At 69.0% G+C, this 16552-nt stretch carries 13 protein-coding genes; 4 read left to right on the top strand and 9 right to left on the bottom strand.

The genetic code is table 11. The features are described 5' to 3' along the window. Window positions 1–18 precede the first annotated feature (18 nt). Window positions 19–1974, bottom strand: a complete 1956-nt coding sequence (locus BLV94_RS34860; RefSeq protein WP_072946313.1) for an aconitate hydratase — start codon at window positions 1972–1974, stop codon at window positions 19–21. A gap of 132 nt (window positions 1975–2106) precedes the next feature. Continuing rightward, entirely contained in the window at window positions 2107–3294 is a 1188-nt protein-coding gene (locus BLV94_RS34855) for an AAA family ATPase (RefSeq protein ID WP_072946314.1), read from the bottom strand. A gap of 169 nt (window positions 3295–3463) precedes the next feature. Between BLV94_RS34855 and BLV94_RS34850 the strand changes: the two genes are divergently transcribed. The 3 genes from BLV94_RS34850 to BLV94_RS34840 are packed head-to-tail and all read left to right on the top strand — an operon-like array spanning window position 3464 to window position 5489. Then, entirely contained in the window at window positions 3464–4051 is a 588-nt protein-coding gene (locus BLV94_RS34850) for a sigma-70 family RNA polymerase sigma factor (protein ID WP_072946315.1), read from the top strand. Between the two features lie 53 nt (window positions 4052–4104). After that, a complete protein-coding gene (locus BLV94_RS34845) occupies window positions 4105–5202 on the top strand; it encodes a WD40/YVTN/BNR-like repeat-containing protein (RefSeq protein WP_072946316.1) in 1098 nt (365 codons plus the stop codon). Further along, the gene (locus BLV94_RS34840) at window positions 5199–5489 is read left to right on the top strand and encodes a MoaD/ThiS family protein (RefSeq protein WP_072946317.1); all 291 of its coding nucleotides are present in this window, start codon (window positions 5199–5201) and stop codon (window positions 5487–5489) included. Before BLV94_RS34845 ends, BLV94_RS34840 begins: the two co-directional genes overlap by 4 nt. Window positions 5490–5494: 5 nt before the next feature. On the opposite strand, the gene BLV94_RS34835 is transcribed toward BLV94_RS34840, so the two are convergent. Continuing rightward, window positions 5495–6166, bottom strand: a complete 672-nt coding sequence (locus BLV94_RS34835) for a cyclase family protein (RefSeq protein WP_072946318.1) — start codon at window positions 6164–6166, stop codon at window positions 5495–5497. 69 nt (window positions 6167–6235) lie between these two features. On the opposite strand from BLV94_RS34835, the gene BLV94_RS34830 reads away from it, so the two are divergent. Continuing rightward, window positions 6236–9733 carry a serine/threonine-protein kinase gene (locus BLV94_RS34830; RefSeq protein ID WP_072946319.1) on the top strand — a complete coding sequence of 1166 codons (3498 nt, stop codon included), beginning with the start codon at window positions 6236–6238 and terminating at the stop codon, window positions 9731–9733. A gap of 7 nt (window positions 9734–9740) precedes the next feature. Here the strand turns inward: BLV94_RS34830 and BLV94_RS34825 are convergent, their stop codons facing one another. From BLV94_RS34825 to BLV94_RS34800, 6 genes are read right to left on the bottom strand one after another with little or no spacing between them, the layout of a single operon-like run. Beyond that, entirely contained in the window at window positions 9741–10757 is a 1017-nt protein-coding gene (locus BLV94_RS34825; RefSeq protein ID WP_072946320.1) for an aldo/keto reductase, read from the bottom strand. Next, entirely contained in the window at window positions 10754–11245 is a 492-nt protein-coding gene (locus BLV94_RS34820) for a hypothetical protein (RefSeq protein WP_072946321.1), read from the bottom strand. The genes BLV94_RS34825 and BLV94_RS34820 overlap by 4 nt, the downstream gene beginning before the upstream one ends. 4 nt (window positions 11246–11249) lie before the next feature. After that, on the bottom strand, window positions 11250–12854 hold the full coding sequence (locus BLV94_RS34815; RefSeq protein ID WP_072946322.1) for a GMC family oxidoreductase: 1605 nt from the start codon (window positions 12852–12854) through the stop codon (window positions 11250–11252). Continuing rightward, window positions 12851–14362 carry an aldehyde dehydrogenase family protein gene (locus BLV94_RS34810; RefSeq protein ID WP_072946323.1) on the bottom strand — a complete coding sequence of 504 codons (1512 nt, stop codon included), beginning with the start codon at window positions 14360–14362 and terminating at the stop codon, window positions 12851–12853. The genes BLV94_RS34815 and BLV94_RS34810 overlap by 4 nt, the downstream gene beginning before the upstream one ends. Window positions 14363–14378: 16 nt before the next feature. Further along, a complete protein-coding gene (locus BLV94_RS34805; RefSeq protein ID WP_072946324.1) occupies window positions 14379–15497 on the bottom strand; it encodes a Zn-dependent alcohol dehydrogenase in 1119 nt (372 codons plus the stop codon). Window positions 15498–15531: 34 nt separating this feature from the next. Beyond that, window positions 15532–16548, bottom strand: coding sequence for an ABC transporter permease (locus BLV94_RS34800; protein WP_072946414.1), 1017 nt, complete (start codon window positions 16546–16548; stop codon window positions 15532–15534). Between the last annotated feature and the right edge of the window lie 4 nt (window positions 16549–16552).

Raw genomic sequence — 16552 nt, 5'->3', positions numbered from 1 at the left:
TTTACGGCGACCGGCTGATCACTCCCTGCGTGCCAGCTGGGGAATTAATCCGCCCGCGAGCACGTCGTCGACCTGACGTGGGGACAGCCGATGACGCACCGGGATCTCCACGTCACGGGTCGAGTCGAACAGGGTCAGATGGGGGCCGGAACGAATGGCCTCCCGCACTCCGTCGAGGACCAGCACGTCGTCCTGCCGGATCGTGTCGTAATCGTCCGGGTTCTCGAATTCGAGCGCAAGCACACCGAAGTTGGCGAGGTTCTGCCAGTGGATACGGGCGAACGAGGTGGCGATCACCGCATGCAATCCGAGGTAGCGCGGGGTGATCGCGGCGTGCTCGCGCGAGGACCCCTGCCCGTAGTTGTCGCCGCCGACGATGAAATGCCCGGTGGTCTTCGCCGTCTCCTCCGCGCGCGCCGGATAGGTCTCGTCGACCTGGGTGAACGTGAACCGGGACAGCTTGGGAATGTTGGAGCGGAACGGCAGGGCCCGTGCCCCGGCCGGAGAGATCTCGTCGGTGGAGATGTTGTCACCGACCTTCAGGAGTACCGGAGCCTCGATGCGCTCGGGCAGGGGTGGAAACTCGGGCAGGGACGAGATGTTGGGTCCCTTCACGAGTTCGACGTGCCGAGCCTCTTCCTCCGGCAGCGGAGCCACCAGCATGGCCGTGTTGACCGTCGCGTGGTCCGGAAGTGTGATCTCCGGGTACGGCATCCCCTCTTTCTCCGCCCAGTCCCGCGGGTCGGTGATCACCCCGGTGAGAGCCGACGCGGCCGCCGTCTCCGGTGAACACAGCCACACGGAATCCTCGCGGGTGCCCGAACGCCCCGGGAAATTGCGGGGCATCGTCCGGAGAGAATTCCGCCCGGTAGCCGGCGCCTGGCCCATGCCGATACAGCCCATGCACCCGGATTGGTGAATTCGCGCGCCTGCTACAACGAGTTCGAGCGTGGCGCCCATCTTGGTCAGATCGGCCAGGATCTCCCGCGAACTCGGATTGACGTCGAAGCTCACGCTCGGATCGGTCTGCCTACCCGACACCATGGCCGCAGCGATCGCGAAGTCGCGCAGTCCGGGATTGGCGGACGACCCGATCACCACCTGGCTGACGTCCTCACCGGCGACCTCCCGGACGGGCACCACGTTTCCCGGCGAAGACGGTTTCGCGATCAGCGGCACGATCGTCGACAGGTCGAGGTACTCGTGTACGTCGTACTCCGCGCCTGCATCGGCGAGCAGTTCCACGAAGTCGTCCTCCCTGCTCTCGGAGCGCAGGAAATCGCGGACGGCGTCGTCTGCGGGAAAGATAGACGTCGTGGCGCCCAGTTCGGCGCCCATGTTCGCGATGACGTGACGATCCATCGCCGTCAACGTCGCAAGCCCCTCCCCGTGGTATTCGATGATCCTGTTCAGCCCACCCTTCACCCCATGGCGGCGGAGCATCTCGAGGATGACGTCTTTCGCCGAACTCCAGTCGGGGAGCCTGCCGGTCAACTCCACACCCCAGATCTGAGGCATCCGCAGGTGCAGGGGCTGACCCGCGATCGCCATGGCGACCTCGAGCCCACCGACGCCGATCGCGAGCATGCCCAGCGATCCGGCTGCCGGGGTGTGCGAGTCGGAACCGATCATCGTCTTGCCGGGAACACCGAAGCGCTGCATGTGGGTGGGATGAGAGACCCCGTTGCCCGGCTTCGAGAACCACAGCCCGTACCGCAGGGCGGCGGTGCGGAGGAACTCGTGGTCCTCGGCGTTCTTCTCGTCGGCCTGCAGCAGATTGTGGTCGACGTACTGCGCGCTCAACTCGGTCTTGATGCGATCGAGGTGGAGCGCCTCGAGTTCCTGCATCACCAGGGTTCCGGTGGCGTCCTGGGTGAGGGTCTGATCGATCCGAATCGAGATCTCCTCTCCCGGTTCCATCCGGCCGTCGAGGAGGTGTGCACCGATGACCTTGCGGGCGACAGTGTCCGACATCGCTGATCCCTTCGTCGTACCTCCAGCATGCGCCGGAGCCACGGCGAGGGCCAGCGCCCGAACCACACGTCCGGGACTCGACAGGACAATCTTCGATTCTCTACTGAAATCCGTAGAGAGAGCTAGATTCTGCTAGTCGTTCTGCGCACGCAGATATCTGCCGAAGTGCGGCACGGTGAATCCGATCGACCCGCGCTCGGCCGAATAGATCAGGCCCTTCTTGATCAGCCCGTCCCGCGCCGGTGACAGCGACGCGGGTTTGCGGCCTAGTTCGGACGCGATCGCCGCCGTCGCGACCGGGCCGTCGTCCCCGGAGAGGTCGGCCATCGCACGCATGTACTCCCGCTCGGCCGGCGTCGCGCGCTCGTACCGCGAACCGAAGAACCCGACCGCCAGTTCTTCCTCCGCGGTCGGCTCGGCCACCCGCACGTCCTCCTCCGTGATCGGCGTCGCCGCGGCCACGTCCCACGTCGCCTTGCCGTACGCCTGGACGAAGTAGGGGTAGCCGTCGGCCGCCGCGTACAACGCGTCGAGCGCCTCGTCGGTGAACTTCACGTCCTCGCGCTCGGCGGGCGCGATCAGCGCCCGGTCCGCGGACACCCGGTCCAGCCGGTCGATGCGGTGGTAGCTGAACAACCGCTCCGAATAGCTCTTGGACGCCGACAGCACCGCGGGCAGGTGCGGCAGTCCGGCGCCGACCACGATCAGCGGGGCCGCGTCCTGGCTGAGTTCGTGGCAGGCCCCGCACACCGCGGAGACGTCCGCGGCGCCGAGGTCCTGCATCTCGTCGATGAACAGTGCGATCCCGACCCCGACGTCGCGGGCCAGGGACGACGCGTCCAGCAGCAATTCCACCAGGTCGATCTCGATGTCCCCGGAATCGGCGCGACCCTTCACCGCGGGCGCGTCGATCCCCGGTTGCCACCGCTCCCGCATGCCCTTGTCGGCTGTCGCACGCAGGGCGAACGACTTCAGGATTCCGAGGAACTCCTCCACCCGGTCGGGGTCGCGGTGCGAGCCCGCGATCTCCCGAATCGCCATGTGCAACGCCGAAGACAGCGGCCGCCGCAAATCCTGATCCGGGCGCGCCTCGATCTTCCCGGTTCCCCACCGCCGAGAGATGGCCGCCGACCGCAGGTGGTTCAGCAGGACTGTCTTCCCGACCCCGCGCAGACCCGTCAGCATCACACTGCGCTCCGGGCGGCCGCGCGCGATCCGCTCGAGCACCACGTCGAACGCGTCGAGCTGCCGGGTTCGTCCCGCGAGCTCCGGCGGGCGTTGCCCCGCGCCGGGTGCATAGGGGTTACGGACAGGGTCCATGGCCACGAAGGTAACAACCTCTGTTGCCGAATCTGCGCTCATCTAGCGCGTGTCCTAGATCCCGCTATGAAGTCGTAGCGGGGGTGGTGACTTCCGCACCCTGCGGTGCCTATCGACGATCGCGTGTTCCCCCGAGGCTGGATGCAGCCGCAGGAACAGGGAGAACACCATGATCGAATTGGACGCCAGAGCCGAGTTGGAACGACTCGCGCCGTACGCAGCGACGGGCGACGAAGACGCCGTCGAAGAGGTTCTCCGCATTGCGCACCCGCTCGTGCACCGCTACTGCACGACCCGGCTCGAATCGGTGGATCACCCGCACACGACCGCCGACGACGTCACCCAGGACGTGTGCCTCGCGTTGATGAGCGCCCTGCGGACGTATCAGAACCAGGGAAAGTCGTTGCTGTCGTTCATCTTCGGCATCGCCGCGCACAAGGTGTCCGACGCGCGGCGACGCGCCACCCGGATGTCCGTACCGCCGACCGCACGCGCCGCCGCGGCGCATCACGTGGTGGACGTCGAGGACGGCCCCGAGCATCACGTTCTGCGCGACGAACTGCGCGGCGAGATGGGACTGCTCGTCGAGACCCTCCCGGTCCGGCACCAGCAGATCCTTTTCATGCGCGTCATCGTGGGAATGTCGGCGGAACAGACCGCGCGAGTCCTGGACACCACACCGGGCGCCGTCCGCGTCGCGCAGCACCGGGCGCTGAGCCACCTGCGGGCGCGGATCGGGCACGGACCCTCGCGCTGAGAGGTTCCCGCCCGGTCGTTGCCATCCGGCGGACCGAGTGGTCCGATGGATTCATGAGCGCAGCCGACATCGTCCTGCTCGCGATCGGAACGAAGAAGGGCCTGTGGCTCGCCACCAGCCGCGACCGCGACACCTGGTCGCTGTCAGGCCCGCATTTCCTGATGAACGAGATTCCGAGCATCGGGATCGACACACGGAGTGGACGCACCCGCATCCTGGTCGGGGTCCGGTCCGAACACTGGGGTCCGACCGTCGCACATTCCGACGATCTGGGCGCCACCTGGACCGAACCGGACCACGGCGCCATCCACTTCGGCGACGGCGACGGCGCCGCACTCGAGCGGGTGTGGCAGATCCGGCCCGACACGGACGACCGTCCCGGTGTCGTGTGGGCGGGGTGTGAGCCCATCTCGGTGTGGCGGTCGGTCGACGACGGCGAGCATTTCGACCTCGAACGCGGACTGTGGGACCATCCGCACCGGCCCGAGTGGGGGGCCGGATACGGCGGCGCCGCAGCGCATTCCGTCGTCCCGCATCCGCAGGACGAGAACACCGTGCACGTCGCGATGAGCACCGGAGGCGTGTACCGCACCACGGACGGGGGTGTGTCCTGGGAGCCGCGCAACACCGGGATCACCGCCTACTTCCTCCCGGACCCGAACCCGGAGTTCGGCCAGTGCGTCCACAAGATCGCCCGCGACGGCGTCGTCCCCGACCGGTTGTACGCCCAGAACCATCACGGGGTCTACCGCTCCGACGACAGCGGCGACACGTGGAAGTCGATCGCGGACGGACTGCCGACGGACTTCGGGTTCGTGATGCTCACCCATCCCCGCCGCGAGGGAACGGTGTGGGTGGTTCCGATCAAGGCGGACGGTGAACGCATCCCGCCCGACGGCCGGCCGGCCGTCTACCGGAGCGACGACGCCGGGAACAGCTGGACGCGCCTCGACAGCGGGCTGCCGGACCGCGACTACAACGTGGTGCTCCGCGACGCCGCCGCCGTGGACACCGCCGACCCGGTCGGCGTGTATTTCGGCACGCGCGGCGGCGAGGTCTACGGGAGCGCCGACGAGGGCGCAACCTTCCGCACGGTGGCGGCGCACCTGCCCGACGTGCTGTGCGTGCGGGCCGCGGTGATCGAATCATGAGCGAGGGTGTCACCGTTCGGGTTCCGCGGGCGCTGGCGTCGATCGTCGGCGGGGAGCGCTCCGTGCACGTGCCCCTCGACTCCGCTTCGACGGTCTCCCAGGTGCTCGACGTCCTGGCGGGAGAGTTCCCGATTCTCGGCCGCCGGATTCGGGACGAGACCGGCGCCCTGCGGCGGTACGTCAACGTCTACGTGGACGGCGAGGACGTCCGGCTCCTCGGCGGCGTCGGCACCGCGGTGACCCCCGGGCAGGAACTGCAGATTCTGCAGTCCGTCGCCGGTGGTTGAGCACGTTAGTCGGCCAGGTGCATCGCCACGGCCCGGGTGGGGGCTCCGTCGCCGGCCTCGAGGGAGATCGGTAGGAGGCTGACGAGCGGGTCGGGGAAGTCGATCCGGTCGAGCCGGCACAGGTTCTCGCCGATCACGCCGCCTGCGTCGGCGATCAGATGGTGAACCGGATATCCGGCATCGGTGTGCTCGTCGTCCGGTGTCTCGTCGACGCTCGGGGCGTCGAGGCAGAACGTCCGCACTCCCCGGTCGAGCAGCAGTGCGCACAGCGCGGGGTCCAGGAACGGATGCGTGTAATAGGCATCCGTGCCGTAAAGGCGAGACCACCCGGTATGGAACACGGCGATGTCGCCCGGCCGCACGTCGTCCGTCCGGGACCCGATCAGGTCCGGGGTGATCCGCTGCCGCGCACCGACCCCGCGCACGTCGAACACGACGCCGCGGCCGACGAACAACTCCGGCGCCAGCAGGTCGATGGTCGCCGCCCCCGCCTTCAGATGCGCCGGGGCGTCGACGTGCGTCCCGGACTGCGAACCGATCCGGACGTCCAGGACGTTGTAGCCGTCGCGCTCGAGGGTGCAGTGCCGGATCAGGGTCGGCACCGGGTCGCCGGGATACACCTGCATCCCGGGCCCGATGGTGTGGGACAGATCCACGACTTTCCGCACGTGTGGCATCGCTCGATTGTCCGGCCTCGGCGTCACCCCTGCCGCGATATGCTCGATGGCGAGCGAAGAGGTGGTGGCATGACCGATTTCGACCCGCTCGCCACCCAGCGTGAGTCGGTGTCTGCGACCTTCACGGCCGAGCTGTCCGCGGTCGGGCTGGAGGACGCCAAGGAGATCGGGCACGGTGGGTTCGGGGTGGTATATCGGTGCGCGCAACCGGAACTCGACCGCACGGTGGCGGTCAAGGTTCTCACCTCCGCGCTCGACGCCGAGAACCTCGAGCGCTTCCTGCGGGAGCAGCGCGCCATGGGCAGGCTGAGCGGCCACCCGCACATCGTCAACATCATGCAGGTCGGGACCACCGACACCGGCAGGCCGTACATCGTGATGCAGTACCACCCCCACGATTCGCTGGACGCGCAGATCCGGCGGCGCGGTCCCATCCCCTGGAGCGACGCCGTGCGCATCGGGGTGAAACTCGCCGGCGCCCTCGAAACGGCGCACCGGGTCGGCATTCTCCACCGGGACGTCAAACCGGGAAACATCCTGCTCACGGAGTACGGCGAACCCCAACTCACCGATTTCGGGATCGCCCGGATGTCGGGGGCGTTCGAGACGACGGCGGGCACCGTCACCGGGTCCCCCGCGTTCACCGCGCCGGAGGTGCTGTCGGGGCGGACCCCGACCGCCGCGTCCGACGTGTACAGCCTCGGCGCGACCCTGTTCAGCGCGATCACCGGGCACGCCGCGTTCGAACGGCACAACGGCGAGGAGGTGATCGCGCAGTTCCTGCGCATCACCACCCAGCCCGTCCCGGACCTGCGCAGCGAGGGATTCCCCGAGGACCTCAGCGCCGTGATCCAGCGGGCGATGGCCGGGAAACCGGAAGATCGCCCCGCGTCCGCCGCCGCCTTCGGAGACGAACTGCGGGAGGTCGAGCGCCACCACGGTCTGGCCGTGGACGAGATGGCGATGCCCGTCGACCCCGGTGTCCATCACGGCGAGGACTCCTCGCACGGCACGGTCTCGACCGTCTCCGGTCCGTTCCGGACCTCCACGACCGGAAGGGCGAAATATACGTCGACGCCGCCGCCCGCACCTGCCACCCGGTTCCGGCCGCCCGCCGCGACCCGGCAACTCGTGGAGCGCGGCCGGCTGATCGACCTGCTGCGGGCCGGCCGCCGTCGCCTGCTGACCGTGATCCACGGTCCCACCGGATTCGGCAAGAGCACCCTCGCCGCCCAGTGGCGGAACGTCCTCGCCGACGAGGGGGTCGCGGTCGCGTGGCTGACCGTCGACAGCGACGACGACAACGTGGTGTGGTTCGTCGCGCACCTCATCGAGGCGATCCGCCGCGTGCGCCCCAACCTGGCGAAGGAACTCGGCCAAGTCCTCGAGGAGCACGACGACGAGGCCGAACGGTACGTGCTCACCTCGCTCGTCAACCAGATCCACGAGAGCGGCGAACGGATCGCCCTGATCATCGACGACTGGCAGCGGGTGTCGGAACCCGCGACGATCGCCGCCCTGGAGTTCCTCCTCGACAACGGATGCCACCACCTTCAGGTCGTGGTGACGAGCCGGACCCGGGCCGGGTTGCCGATGAGCCGGATGCGGGTCAAGGACGAACTCGTCGAAATCGATTATTCGGAACTGCGTTTCGACGATTCCGAGGCACAGTCGTTCCTCGTCGACCTCGGCGGCCTGCCCCTCGACAGCGAGGACGTCACCGAACTCCGCGACTCCACGGACGGCTGGGTGGCGGCGCTGCAACTGGCGTCGCTGTCGCTGCGCGGGCGGGCCGATCCGTCGGAGCTGATCGCCGGACTGTCCGGGCGCCACCACGCGATCGGCGAATTCCTCGCCGAGAACGTCCTCGATACCCTCGAACCCGAGATGCTCGACTTCCTGCTGGCCACCTCGATCACCGAACGCACGTGCGGCAGTCTCGCGGGCACGCTCGCAGGCACCGCCCGTGGGCAGGCGTTGCTCGAGGCGGCCGAGGACCGGGACCTGTTCCTGCGCCACATCGACGACGAGCGAACGTGGTTCCGCTACCACACCCTGTTCGCCGAGTTCCTGCGCCGCAGGCTCGAACGCGACCAGCCCGACCGCATCCGGGAACTGCACCGCGCCGCGTCCCGCTGGTTCTGCGACCACAGCCTGCTCCGCGAAGCCGTCGAGCACGCCCTCGCCGGCGGCGAAGAGCAACGTGCCGTGGAACTCGTCGAGGCCGACGGGTTGTTGCTGCTCGAGCAGTCGCAGTCGGCGACGTTGTCCGCGGTGGTCGACATGCTGCCGCCGGGTCTCGTCGCCGCGAGCGCCCGGCTGCAGGTCACGACGGCGTGGGCGAACGCGATGGCGAACCGGACCACGGCCGCCGAACGGGCCCTCGAACGAGCCGAACGGGCGCTCGCCCACGGCGACGCGAGCGCGGGCGACACGGCGGATCTGCGGGCGGAGGCGGGCGTCGTGCGTGCCGTGGCGGAACTGCGCAACGACCGCACCGAACGGATCGACGAACTCGTCGGCGACTGCCTCGCCCGGCCGGAGTCGCTGCACCCGTGGGTGGTGTGCGCCGCGTTCAACGTCACCACGTTCGCCGCCGTGTACCGCTTCGACTTCGCGGAAGTGCGCAGGATCCAGGAGGTCGCGCGGCCCTTCTACGAGCGGAACAAGGGACCGCACAACGTCGTTCACGGCCAGAGCTATCTGGGTGTCGCATCGTACGAGCAACTCGACATCGACGACGCCGTCGACCGTTTCCGGCGCGCCCGCCGCGCAGGCCGGAAACTGGGCGGGCCGCGCGCACCGTCCGCGCGGCTCGCGGGGTCGCTGCTCGGTGAGGTGCTCTACGAACGCGGGGACGTCGAGGAGGCGGAGCGTCTCCTCGACGACGGATACACCCTGGCTATCGAGACCGGCGGGGTGGACTTCAAGGTCGCCCGCTTCGTCACCGGAGCGCACGTCAAGGCGCTGCGCGGCGACCGGGAGGAAGCGACGAAACGCCTCCACGCCGGACTCGAGGTGGCCGGGACCTTCTCCCTCGCCCGCCTGCGGGCCCGCGTCGAGAACGAACGCCGGCGACTCGGGATCGCCCCGCATCCGACCCTCGGCGCACCGGACCCGGTCCGCTACGAGAACCGGCGGCGCCCGGTCGCGGGCATCGACGAGATCGTCGCGCAGGTGGAGGAGGCCACCGCGGTCCGGATGCTGCTCGCCACCGGGGCCCGCGAGAACATCGAGACGGCGTGCGAGTGGACGCAGGAGTGGACCGACCGGCTGGCAGGCACCGGCCGCAACCGCGGCCACCTGCTGGCCGAACGCCTCCGGGTGGCGTGCCTCGCCGCGGCGGGCCGCGAAGACGAGGCGAAGCAGGCACTCGCGTCCATCGCCTCGATCTGCGCGGCGCGCGGACTCCACCGGGTACTTCCCGACGGCGGGCCCTTCGTCGTCGCACTGGTCGCGGATCTGCGGGCCGATCAACTGGCCGGCGACTGGCCCCCGGACCGGCCGACGGTCCCCTCCGACTTCCTGGAGGAACTGCAGAACTCGACGTCTCCGTACACGATGTGACCGGCGGTCAGGTCGGGGTGGGCGCCTCCTCCCGGATCAGCCCCGCGGCGCGCAGGTCTTGCCAGAATTCGGCCGGGATCGGGTGTTCGAGCCAGGCCGCGTTCTGCCGCAACTGGTCGCAGTTCCTGGCGCCCAGCAGGAGTTCCCGCACCGCGGGATGCGCGGCCGCGAACTGAATCGACGCGGCCGCCAACGGAACCCCGTGGCGCGCGCAGAACTTCTCGAAGTCGCGTACCCGGCCGAGCACCTCTTCCGGCGCCGGCTGGTAGTTGAACTTGGCGCCGGCGACCGCGCCGGTGGCCAGGACACCCGAGTTGAACACACCGCCGAGCACGATTGCGACGTCGCGTTCCGCGGCGAGGGGCAGCAGGCCCTTCACCGGATCCTGCTCGAGCAGTGTGTATCTGCCCGCGAGGAGGACGCAGTCGAGGTCGACGCGTTCGAGGGCGTCGACGCAGACGTCGGCCTCGTTGACCCCGATACCGATCGCCCGGACCACGCCCTCGTCCCGCAACCGGATCAGCGCGGGAAACGCACCCGCGAGCGCCTCCGCGAACCGCGCGGGCTGGGCGTCGCCGTGCGTGTACCGGTCGACGTCGTGCACGTAGAGGATGTCGAACCGGTCCTGGCACATGCGCTGCAGACTGTCCTCCACCTGCCGCAGCACGGCGTCGTACGAGTAGTCGAAGTCGGCCCGGAACGGCGGGGTGTCCACCCAGATCCCGGTGTCGAACGACCCACGCGCCGCGGGTGTCAGCGTGCGCCCGACCTTCGTGGACAACACGTAGCCTTCGCGGTCCTGCGTCAGCAGTGCGTGGCCCAATCGGTGCTCGGACAGTCCGTGCCCGTACATGGGTGCGGTGTCGAACGACCGCACACCCATGTTCCACGCCTCGGCGATCTGCGCCTGGGCGTCCACCTCGGGGATCGGCCGGAAGATGTTGCCGATGGGCGCACCGCCGTAGCCGAGGAGGGTGACGTCGAAGCCGGCGCGCCCGAATCTCCGAGTGTCGTTCACCTTCATGGATTCTCACTTCCGTTGCCGAGGAACAGGGTGCCCGGGTCGCGCAGCACGGCGTCCATCTCGCGGAGGCACACCACCTTGATCGCCGAAACGACGAGCTCCGAGTAGAACTGGTCGTGGAACCACTTGTCGCCGCTGTACGCCACGACGAGCCCGCCCTCGCCCACGGCGCTGCCACCCCATTTGGTCCACCCCTGCTGGTAGAGGTACGGGTGCAGCTGCTGCACGGCGTGCGAGGGCAGTCCGGTGGTCCAGCTGATCCGCGCCTTCGACTCGGCGATCGCGTCGTACGGCCCGCGCCAGTCCTTCCTCTCACCCCAGCTGCGGCGGTAGATGACGGGCAACTCCGCATCGGCGGACGGGGCGACGCCCGGCCGGAGCACGACGAGGTGCCCCGGGCTTCCGTGGGAGAGGTTCTCGATCGACGGGAGGGCGAGTTCGACGGCCTCACTGGCGACGTCCGCGGTCAGTCCGGAAAAAGTGGTCATCCGGTCATCCTTCCCCACGGATCAGATCGACGGCCTTCTCGGCGATCATCACCGTGGGAGCCTGCGTGTTGGAGCTGACGATCCGCGGCATGACGGACGAGTCGACCACCCGCAGGCCCTCGATGCCCCTCACCTTCAGTTCCGGTGAGACCACGGCGTCGTCGCCGACACCCATCGCGCACGTACCGACCGGGTGGTACGAGGTACGGCCGTACGCGCGAACGAACTTCACGTAGTCGTCCTTCGTGTTCACCGACAGGCCGCCTGCCAGGTGCTCCGCCTTGATGTGCCGGGCCATCGACGACTGCGCCATGATCTCCCGGCTCTGCCGCAGCCCCTCGATGCTCGACTCGAGGTCGAAGTCGGTGGCGAGGAAGTTCGGGTCGATCAGCGGCTGGGCGGTGGGATCGTTGGACCTGATCTTCACCGAACCGCGGCTCTCCGGCCGCAGCGCGTACGAGTTCAGGGTGCAGCCGTATCCCGGCCGGACCGCCGCGACGCCGGCCTCGACGCCGGCGGCGGGCAGGAAGTGGAACTGCAGGTCCGGGATCGACTCCTGCGCGTGCCCGAAGCTGAACCCACCGGCCTCGACGACCGTCGACGCCAGCGGGCCCCGCCGGAAGGCGGCGTACTCGAGTCCCGCCTTGGCCGTGGCCGGACGGATCAGGTTCAGGCGGTCGAGACTCTGGTACTCGCGGAGTTCGTAGATGACGTCGAGATCGCAGTGATCGTGCAGGTTCCGGCCGACCCCCGGAAGGGCATGGGCCACCTCGACATTCGCGTCCCGCAGATCGTCCGGGTGCCCGATCCCGGACAGCTGCAGGATCTTCGGCGATCCGAACGCGCCGGCGGCGACGAGCACCTCGCGCGACGCGCGGAACGTCTCCACACCGTGCGGGGTGAGCACCTCGATCCCGGTGGCGCGTCCGCCGTCGAGCAGAACCCGCGACACGGCGACGTTCTCCCGCACCGTCAGGTTGGGACGCTTCCTGGCGGGTGCGAGGTACCCGACCGCGGCGCTGCACCGGCGGGCGTTCTTCGTGGTCGTCTGGTAGAGGCCGACACCGTGCTGGTGATCGCCGTTGAAGTCGCCGTTGAACGGCAGGCCGAATTCCTGCCCCGCCTGGACGAACGACTTCGACAGCGGGTGCGGGTTGATCGGGTCGGACACTCCGAGCGGCCCGTCGGTCCCGTGGTACGGCGCCGACAGTCGTTCGTTGTCCTCGGACCGGAGGAAGTACTTCTGGATCTCGTCGAACGACCATCCGGCGCAACCGTATTTCAGCGCCCACTCGTCGTAGTCCTCGTGCGCGCCGCGGGTGAACACCTGGGCGTTGATCGAGCCGCCCCCGCCGATGACCTTGCCCTGAGCGAGCGGGATGACGCGCCCGTTGCAATGCTCCTGGGGGACACTCGAGAATCCCCAGTCGTATTTGCTCGCGGTCAGTTTCGCGAATCCCGCGGGCACGTGGATGAACGGATGCCGGTCGTTGCCGCCGGCCTCGAGCAGGAGAACCCGAACCGTCGGATCCTCGGTCAGCCGCCCGGCGAGCACACAGCCCGCCGTGCCACCGCCCGCGATGACGTAGTCGTAGGTGCCTGCACTCATCGATTGCCTCCGGTCCAGTTCGGGAACACGCGGGTGCGTGGTCCGGTGCGGATCTGAATGGTCTTGACGTCGGTGAACTCGTCGAAGCCGGCCTGGCCCATCTCGCGGCCGAACCCGCTCTGCTTCATGCCGCCGGCAGGCAGTTGCGGGGCGCCGTCGATGGTGGTGTTCACCCACACCCGGCCGCTGCGCATCTCGCGGGCCACCCGCAGTGCCTTGTCGATGTTCTTGGTCCAGATCGACCCGGCCAGTCCGTACTCCGTGGCGTTCGCGAGCCGGATGGCGTGGTCGACGTCGCTGAACCGGGTGACGGTGAGGACGGGGCCGAAGATCTCCTCCTGGAAGGCGGCGGATTCTTCGCCGACGCCGTCGAGGATCGTGGGAGCGACGAAATGCCCTCGTCCCCAGTTCTCGCCGTCGAGCCGTCCACCACCGGTCAGGACGGTTGCACCGTCGCGCCGCGCCGCGTCGATGTGGCCGAGCACGTTCGCGAGGTGGCCCGCGTCGATCATCGGACCCAGTTCGCTCGCCTCGTCGAGCGGACCGCCCACCGTGATGCGGCCGGCGGCCTCGACGAGGCGGCTCAGGAAAGCGTCCGCGATCGAATCCTGGATCAGGAGCCGGGCGCCCGACACGCAGCATTCGCCCTGGTTGAAGAACACCCCGAACAGCACCCCGTCGAGGGCGTCGTCGAGGTCTGCGTCGGCGAACACGACGCTGGCGGCCTTGCCGCCCAGTTCCATCGACAGCCTCTTGACGCTGCCCGCGGACGCCTCCACGATGCGCTTGCCCGTCTCGGTGCTCCCGGTGAACGACAGGATGTCGACGAACGGGCTCTCCGCGAGGGGTGCGCCGACCACCGAACCGGCACCGGTGACCACGTTCACCACGCCGTCGGGGACGCCGGCCTCGGTGAGCAACCGGGCCAGTTCGAGTGCGGTGCCGGACGTGAACTCCGCGGGCTTGATCACCGCGGTGCAGCCGGCGCCGAGCGCGAACGGCAGCTTCTGCGCGAGCAGGAGCAGTGGGAAGTTCCAGGGAATGATCATGCCGACCACACCGGCCGGCTCGCGGACCACCATGGCGGTGCAGTCGTCGCCCAGCGCCGTGTGTGCCTCACCGTGCATCGTCATGGCCAGGGCCGCCGCGTATTCGAACAACTCGATGCTCGCCGCGACGTCACCGCGGGCGAGGGTGATCGGCTTGCCGGTCTCCTCGGCGTCGATGCGGGCGAGGTGTTCCTCGTGTTCGCGCATCAGCCCAGCGCAGCGCAGGAGCGCGCGGCCGCGGTCCATCGCGGTCCAGTGCGGCCATTCACCCTCGTCGAACGCCGTGCGGGCGACGGCGACGGCGTCGAGCGCGTCGGCGCGCGTGCCCGCGGTGTACGTCGCGAGTACGCGGCCGTCGGCCGGGCTGATCCGCTCGAACGTGGTGTCCGACTGGGGCACCGCCCGGCCACCGATGAAGTGCCCGTAGGTGCGGAGGTGTGTTGCTTCGACTGTCGACATCTGGAGCCGTTCCTTGTCAGTGTTCGTGGATGAGGACGCCGCGCAGGTTGAGCCCTGCGTGCAGGTCCGCGTAGGCGTCGTTCACCTGGTCCAGGGCGTATCGCCTGGTGATCAGTTCGTCGAGCTTCAATCGTCCCGACTTGTAGTAGTCGAGGAGCGCCGGGATGTCCCGGGTGGGGTTGCAGTTGCCGAACAGGACCCCGCGCAGGTGCTTGGCGTAGACCACCAGTTCGAGCGGGCTGATCGGGATCCCCGGTGCGTTCTGGCCGATCGAGACGACCGCGACGGTGCCCTCCTTGCGGACGGCGCCGAACGCGTCGGCGATCAGCTGACCGTCCACCACGCCGACGGTGACGACGGCGTTGTCGGCGCCCTGGCCGTTGGTGACCGAGCGGACGAACGGCATGGCCTCGTCGATCGACGCGTACGCGTGGGTGGCGCCGAGTTCGAGGGCACGTTCGCGTTTGAACGCCACCGGGTCGACGGCGACGACGTGCGCGGCCCCCGCGTGGTGGGCACCCTGCACCGCGTTGATCCCCACACCGCCGACCCCGACGACCAGCGTCGTGTCCCGGGGACGGACGCCCGCGCCGTTCACGGTGGAGCCCCAGCCGGTCGCAACCCCGCACGAGACGAGACAGGCCACGTCGAACGGGATGTCCGCGTCGATCTTCACGGCCTGGGCCTGGGAGGTGACGAGGTAGTTCGCGAACGTGCCGAGGCGCTGCATGGCGCCGATCGGCCGCCCCGACTGTGTGGCGAACCGCGCCGTTCCGTCGAGCATGAAACCAGCCTCCATACCGGCCCCCGTATCGCAGATATATTGCATCCCCTGCGCGCACCAGGCGCAAGTTCCGCAGGCGGGGAGGTAGGCGGTGGCGACGTGATCACCGACGGCGAGCCGGGTCACCCCGGGACCGACCGCGTCGATCACCCCGGCACCCTCGTGACCGCCGACCAGCGGCAGCATGTTGGGGATGTCGCCGGTGACGAGGTGATCGTCGGAGTGGCACAGCCCGGACGCCATCACCTTGATCCGCACCTCTCCGGGACCGGGCTCGGCGAGGACGAGATCGTCGACCTCCCACTTGCCGCCCACTTCGTGAATCACCGCACCGCGTGCCGTCGTACTCATCGTTCTCCTTCGAATCTCACACTCACACAGAGTCCTATTTGATGATCGAGAGCCGGCTGCGGTCGAGCGTCACGGCGACCGCGACGATGACGACCACGCCGTACACGATCTGCTGAAAGCTGGGATCGATGCCGGCCACCGAACCGCCCACCCGGAGGACGGTGACCACCAGGGCGCCGACGAGCACCCGCCACGCGCCACCGATTCCACCGGTGATGGCGCAGCCGCCGACCAGCACGGCCGCGATCGCGGGAAGCAGCAGCGAATCCGCGAGTTGCGGTGCGGCGCTCTGCTGCTGGGCCGACAACACGATACCCGCGGCTCCCGCGAAGAAGCCGGACAGGGCGAAGGCTCCGACCCGGACGACCCGGGTCCGGACGCCGCTCATCATCGCCGCGATCTCCCCCAGCCCGACGAGGTGGAAGACGTTGCCCCGCGGCGAGAACCGCATCGCGCAGAAAACCGCGGCGACCGCGGCCACGCCCGCCCACACCGCCATCGGCAGTCCGAGCACCGTCCACGAACTGAGCCAGAAGATCGCGTCGTAGCCTTCGCTGATGTAGATGGTGGTCGATCCCGAGGCGACGAGCGCGACCGCACCCCAGAATCCCAGCGCACCGAGCGAGACGACGAACGACGGGACCTGCCCGAACACGATCAGCAGACCGGTCAGCGCACCGATCAGGGTGAGCGCCACGAGGGTGACGACGACCGCGAGCGGGCCGAGCGACCCGATCGCCGTCGCCAGGATCACCGTGGCGAGCGACGCGAGCGCCGCTACCGACAGGTCGATGCCGCCGGTGAGGATGACGAACATCTGCCCCAGCCCCAGCAGCAGGATCGGGACCGCCTGCGCCGAGACCACGGCGAGGGCGTTCACGGACAGGAAGTTCGGTTCGGCGAGCGCGACGAGGAGGACGAGCGCGACCAGCACGACCGACGGTCCCGCCAGGCGCAGCCGGTCCCGCGTCGTCCGGGACACCGCGGCCGCCGCACCCCCGGGTGCGCGCGTCTCGGCGGAAGTCCTCTCGGTGAAAGTTTCTGTTGCCACGGCG

Source organism: Rhodococcus koreensis, from assembly GCF_900105905.1.
GTDB lineage: Bacteria > Actinomycetota > Actinomycetes > Mycobacteriales > Mycobacteriaceae > Rhodococcus_F > Rhodococcus_F koreensis.
This window is presented reverse-complemented; position numbering and strand designations above follow the sequence as displayed.

Coding starts and splice junctions, on each gene's coding strand:
- BLV94_RS34860 (WP_072946313.1), bottom strand. CDS start 1,974: ATGTCGGACACTGTCGCCCGCAAGGTCATCGGTGCACACCTCCTCGAC.
- BLV94_RS34855 (WP_072946314.1), bottom strand. CDS start 3,294: ATGGACCCTGTCCGTAACCCCTATGCACCCGGCGCGGGGCAACGCCCG.
- BLV94_RS34850 (WP_072946315.1), top strand. CDS start 3,464: ATGATCGAATTGGACGCCAGAGCCGAGTTGGAACGACTCGCGCCGTAC.
- BLV94_RS34845 (WP_072946316.1), top strand. CDS start 4,105: ATGAGCGCAGCCGACATCGTCCTGCTCGCGATCGGAACGAAGAAGGGC.
- BLV94_RS34840 (WP_072946317.1), top strand. CDS start 5,199: ATGAGCGAGGGTGTCACCGTTCGGGTTCCGCGGGCGCTGGCGTCGATC.
- BLV94_RS34835 (WP_072946318.1), bottom strand. CDS start 6,166: ATGCCACACGTGCGGAAAGTCGTGGATCTGTCCCACACCATCGGGCCC.
- BLV94_RS34830 (WP_072946319.1), top strand. CDS start 6,236: ATGACCGATTTCGACCCGCTCGCCACCCAGCGTGAGTCGGTGTCTGCG.
- BLV94_RS34825 (WP_072946320.1), bottom strand. CDS start 10,757: ATGAAGGTGAACGACACTCGGAGATTCGGGCGCGCCGGCTTCGACGTC.
- BLV94_RS34820 (WP_072946321.1), bottom strand. CDS start 11,245: ATGACCACTTTTTCCGGACTGACCGCGGACGTCGCCAGTGAGGCCGTC.
- BLV94_RS34815 (WP_072946322.1), bottom strand. CDS start 12,854: ATGAGTGCAGGCACCTACGACTACGTCATCGCGGGCGGTGGCACGGCG.
- BLV94_RS34810 (WP_072946323.1), bottom strand. CDS start 14,362: ATGTCGACAGTCGAAGCAACACACCTCCGCACCTACGGGCACTTCATC.
- BLV94_RS34805 (WP_072946324.1), bottom strand. CDS start 15,497: ATGAGTACGACGGCACGCGGTGCGGTGATTCACGAAGTGGGCGGCAAG.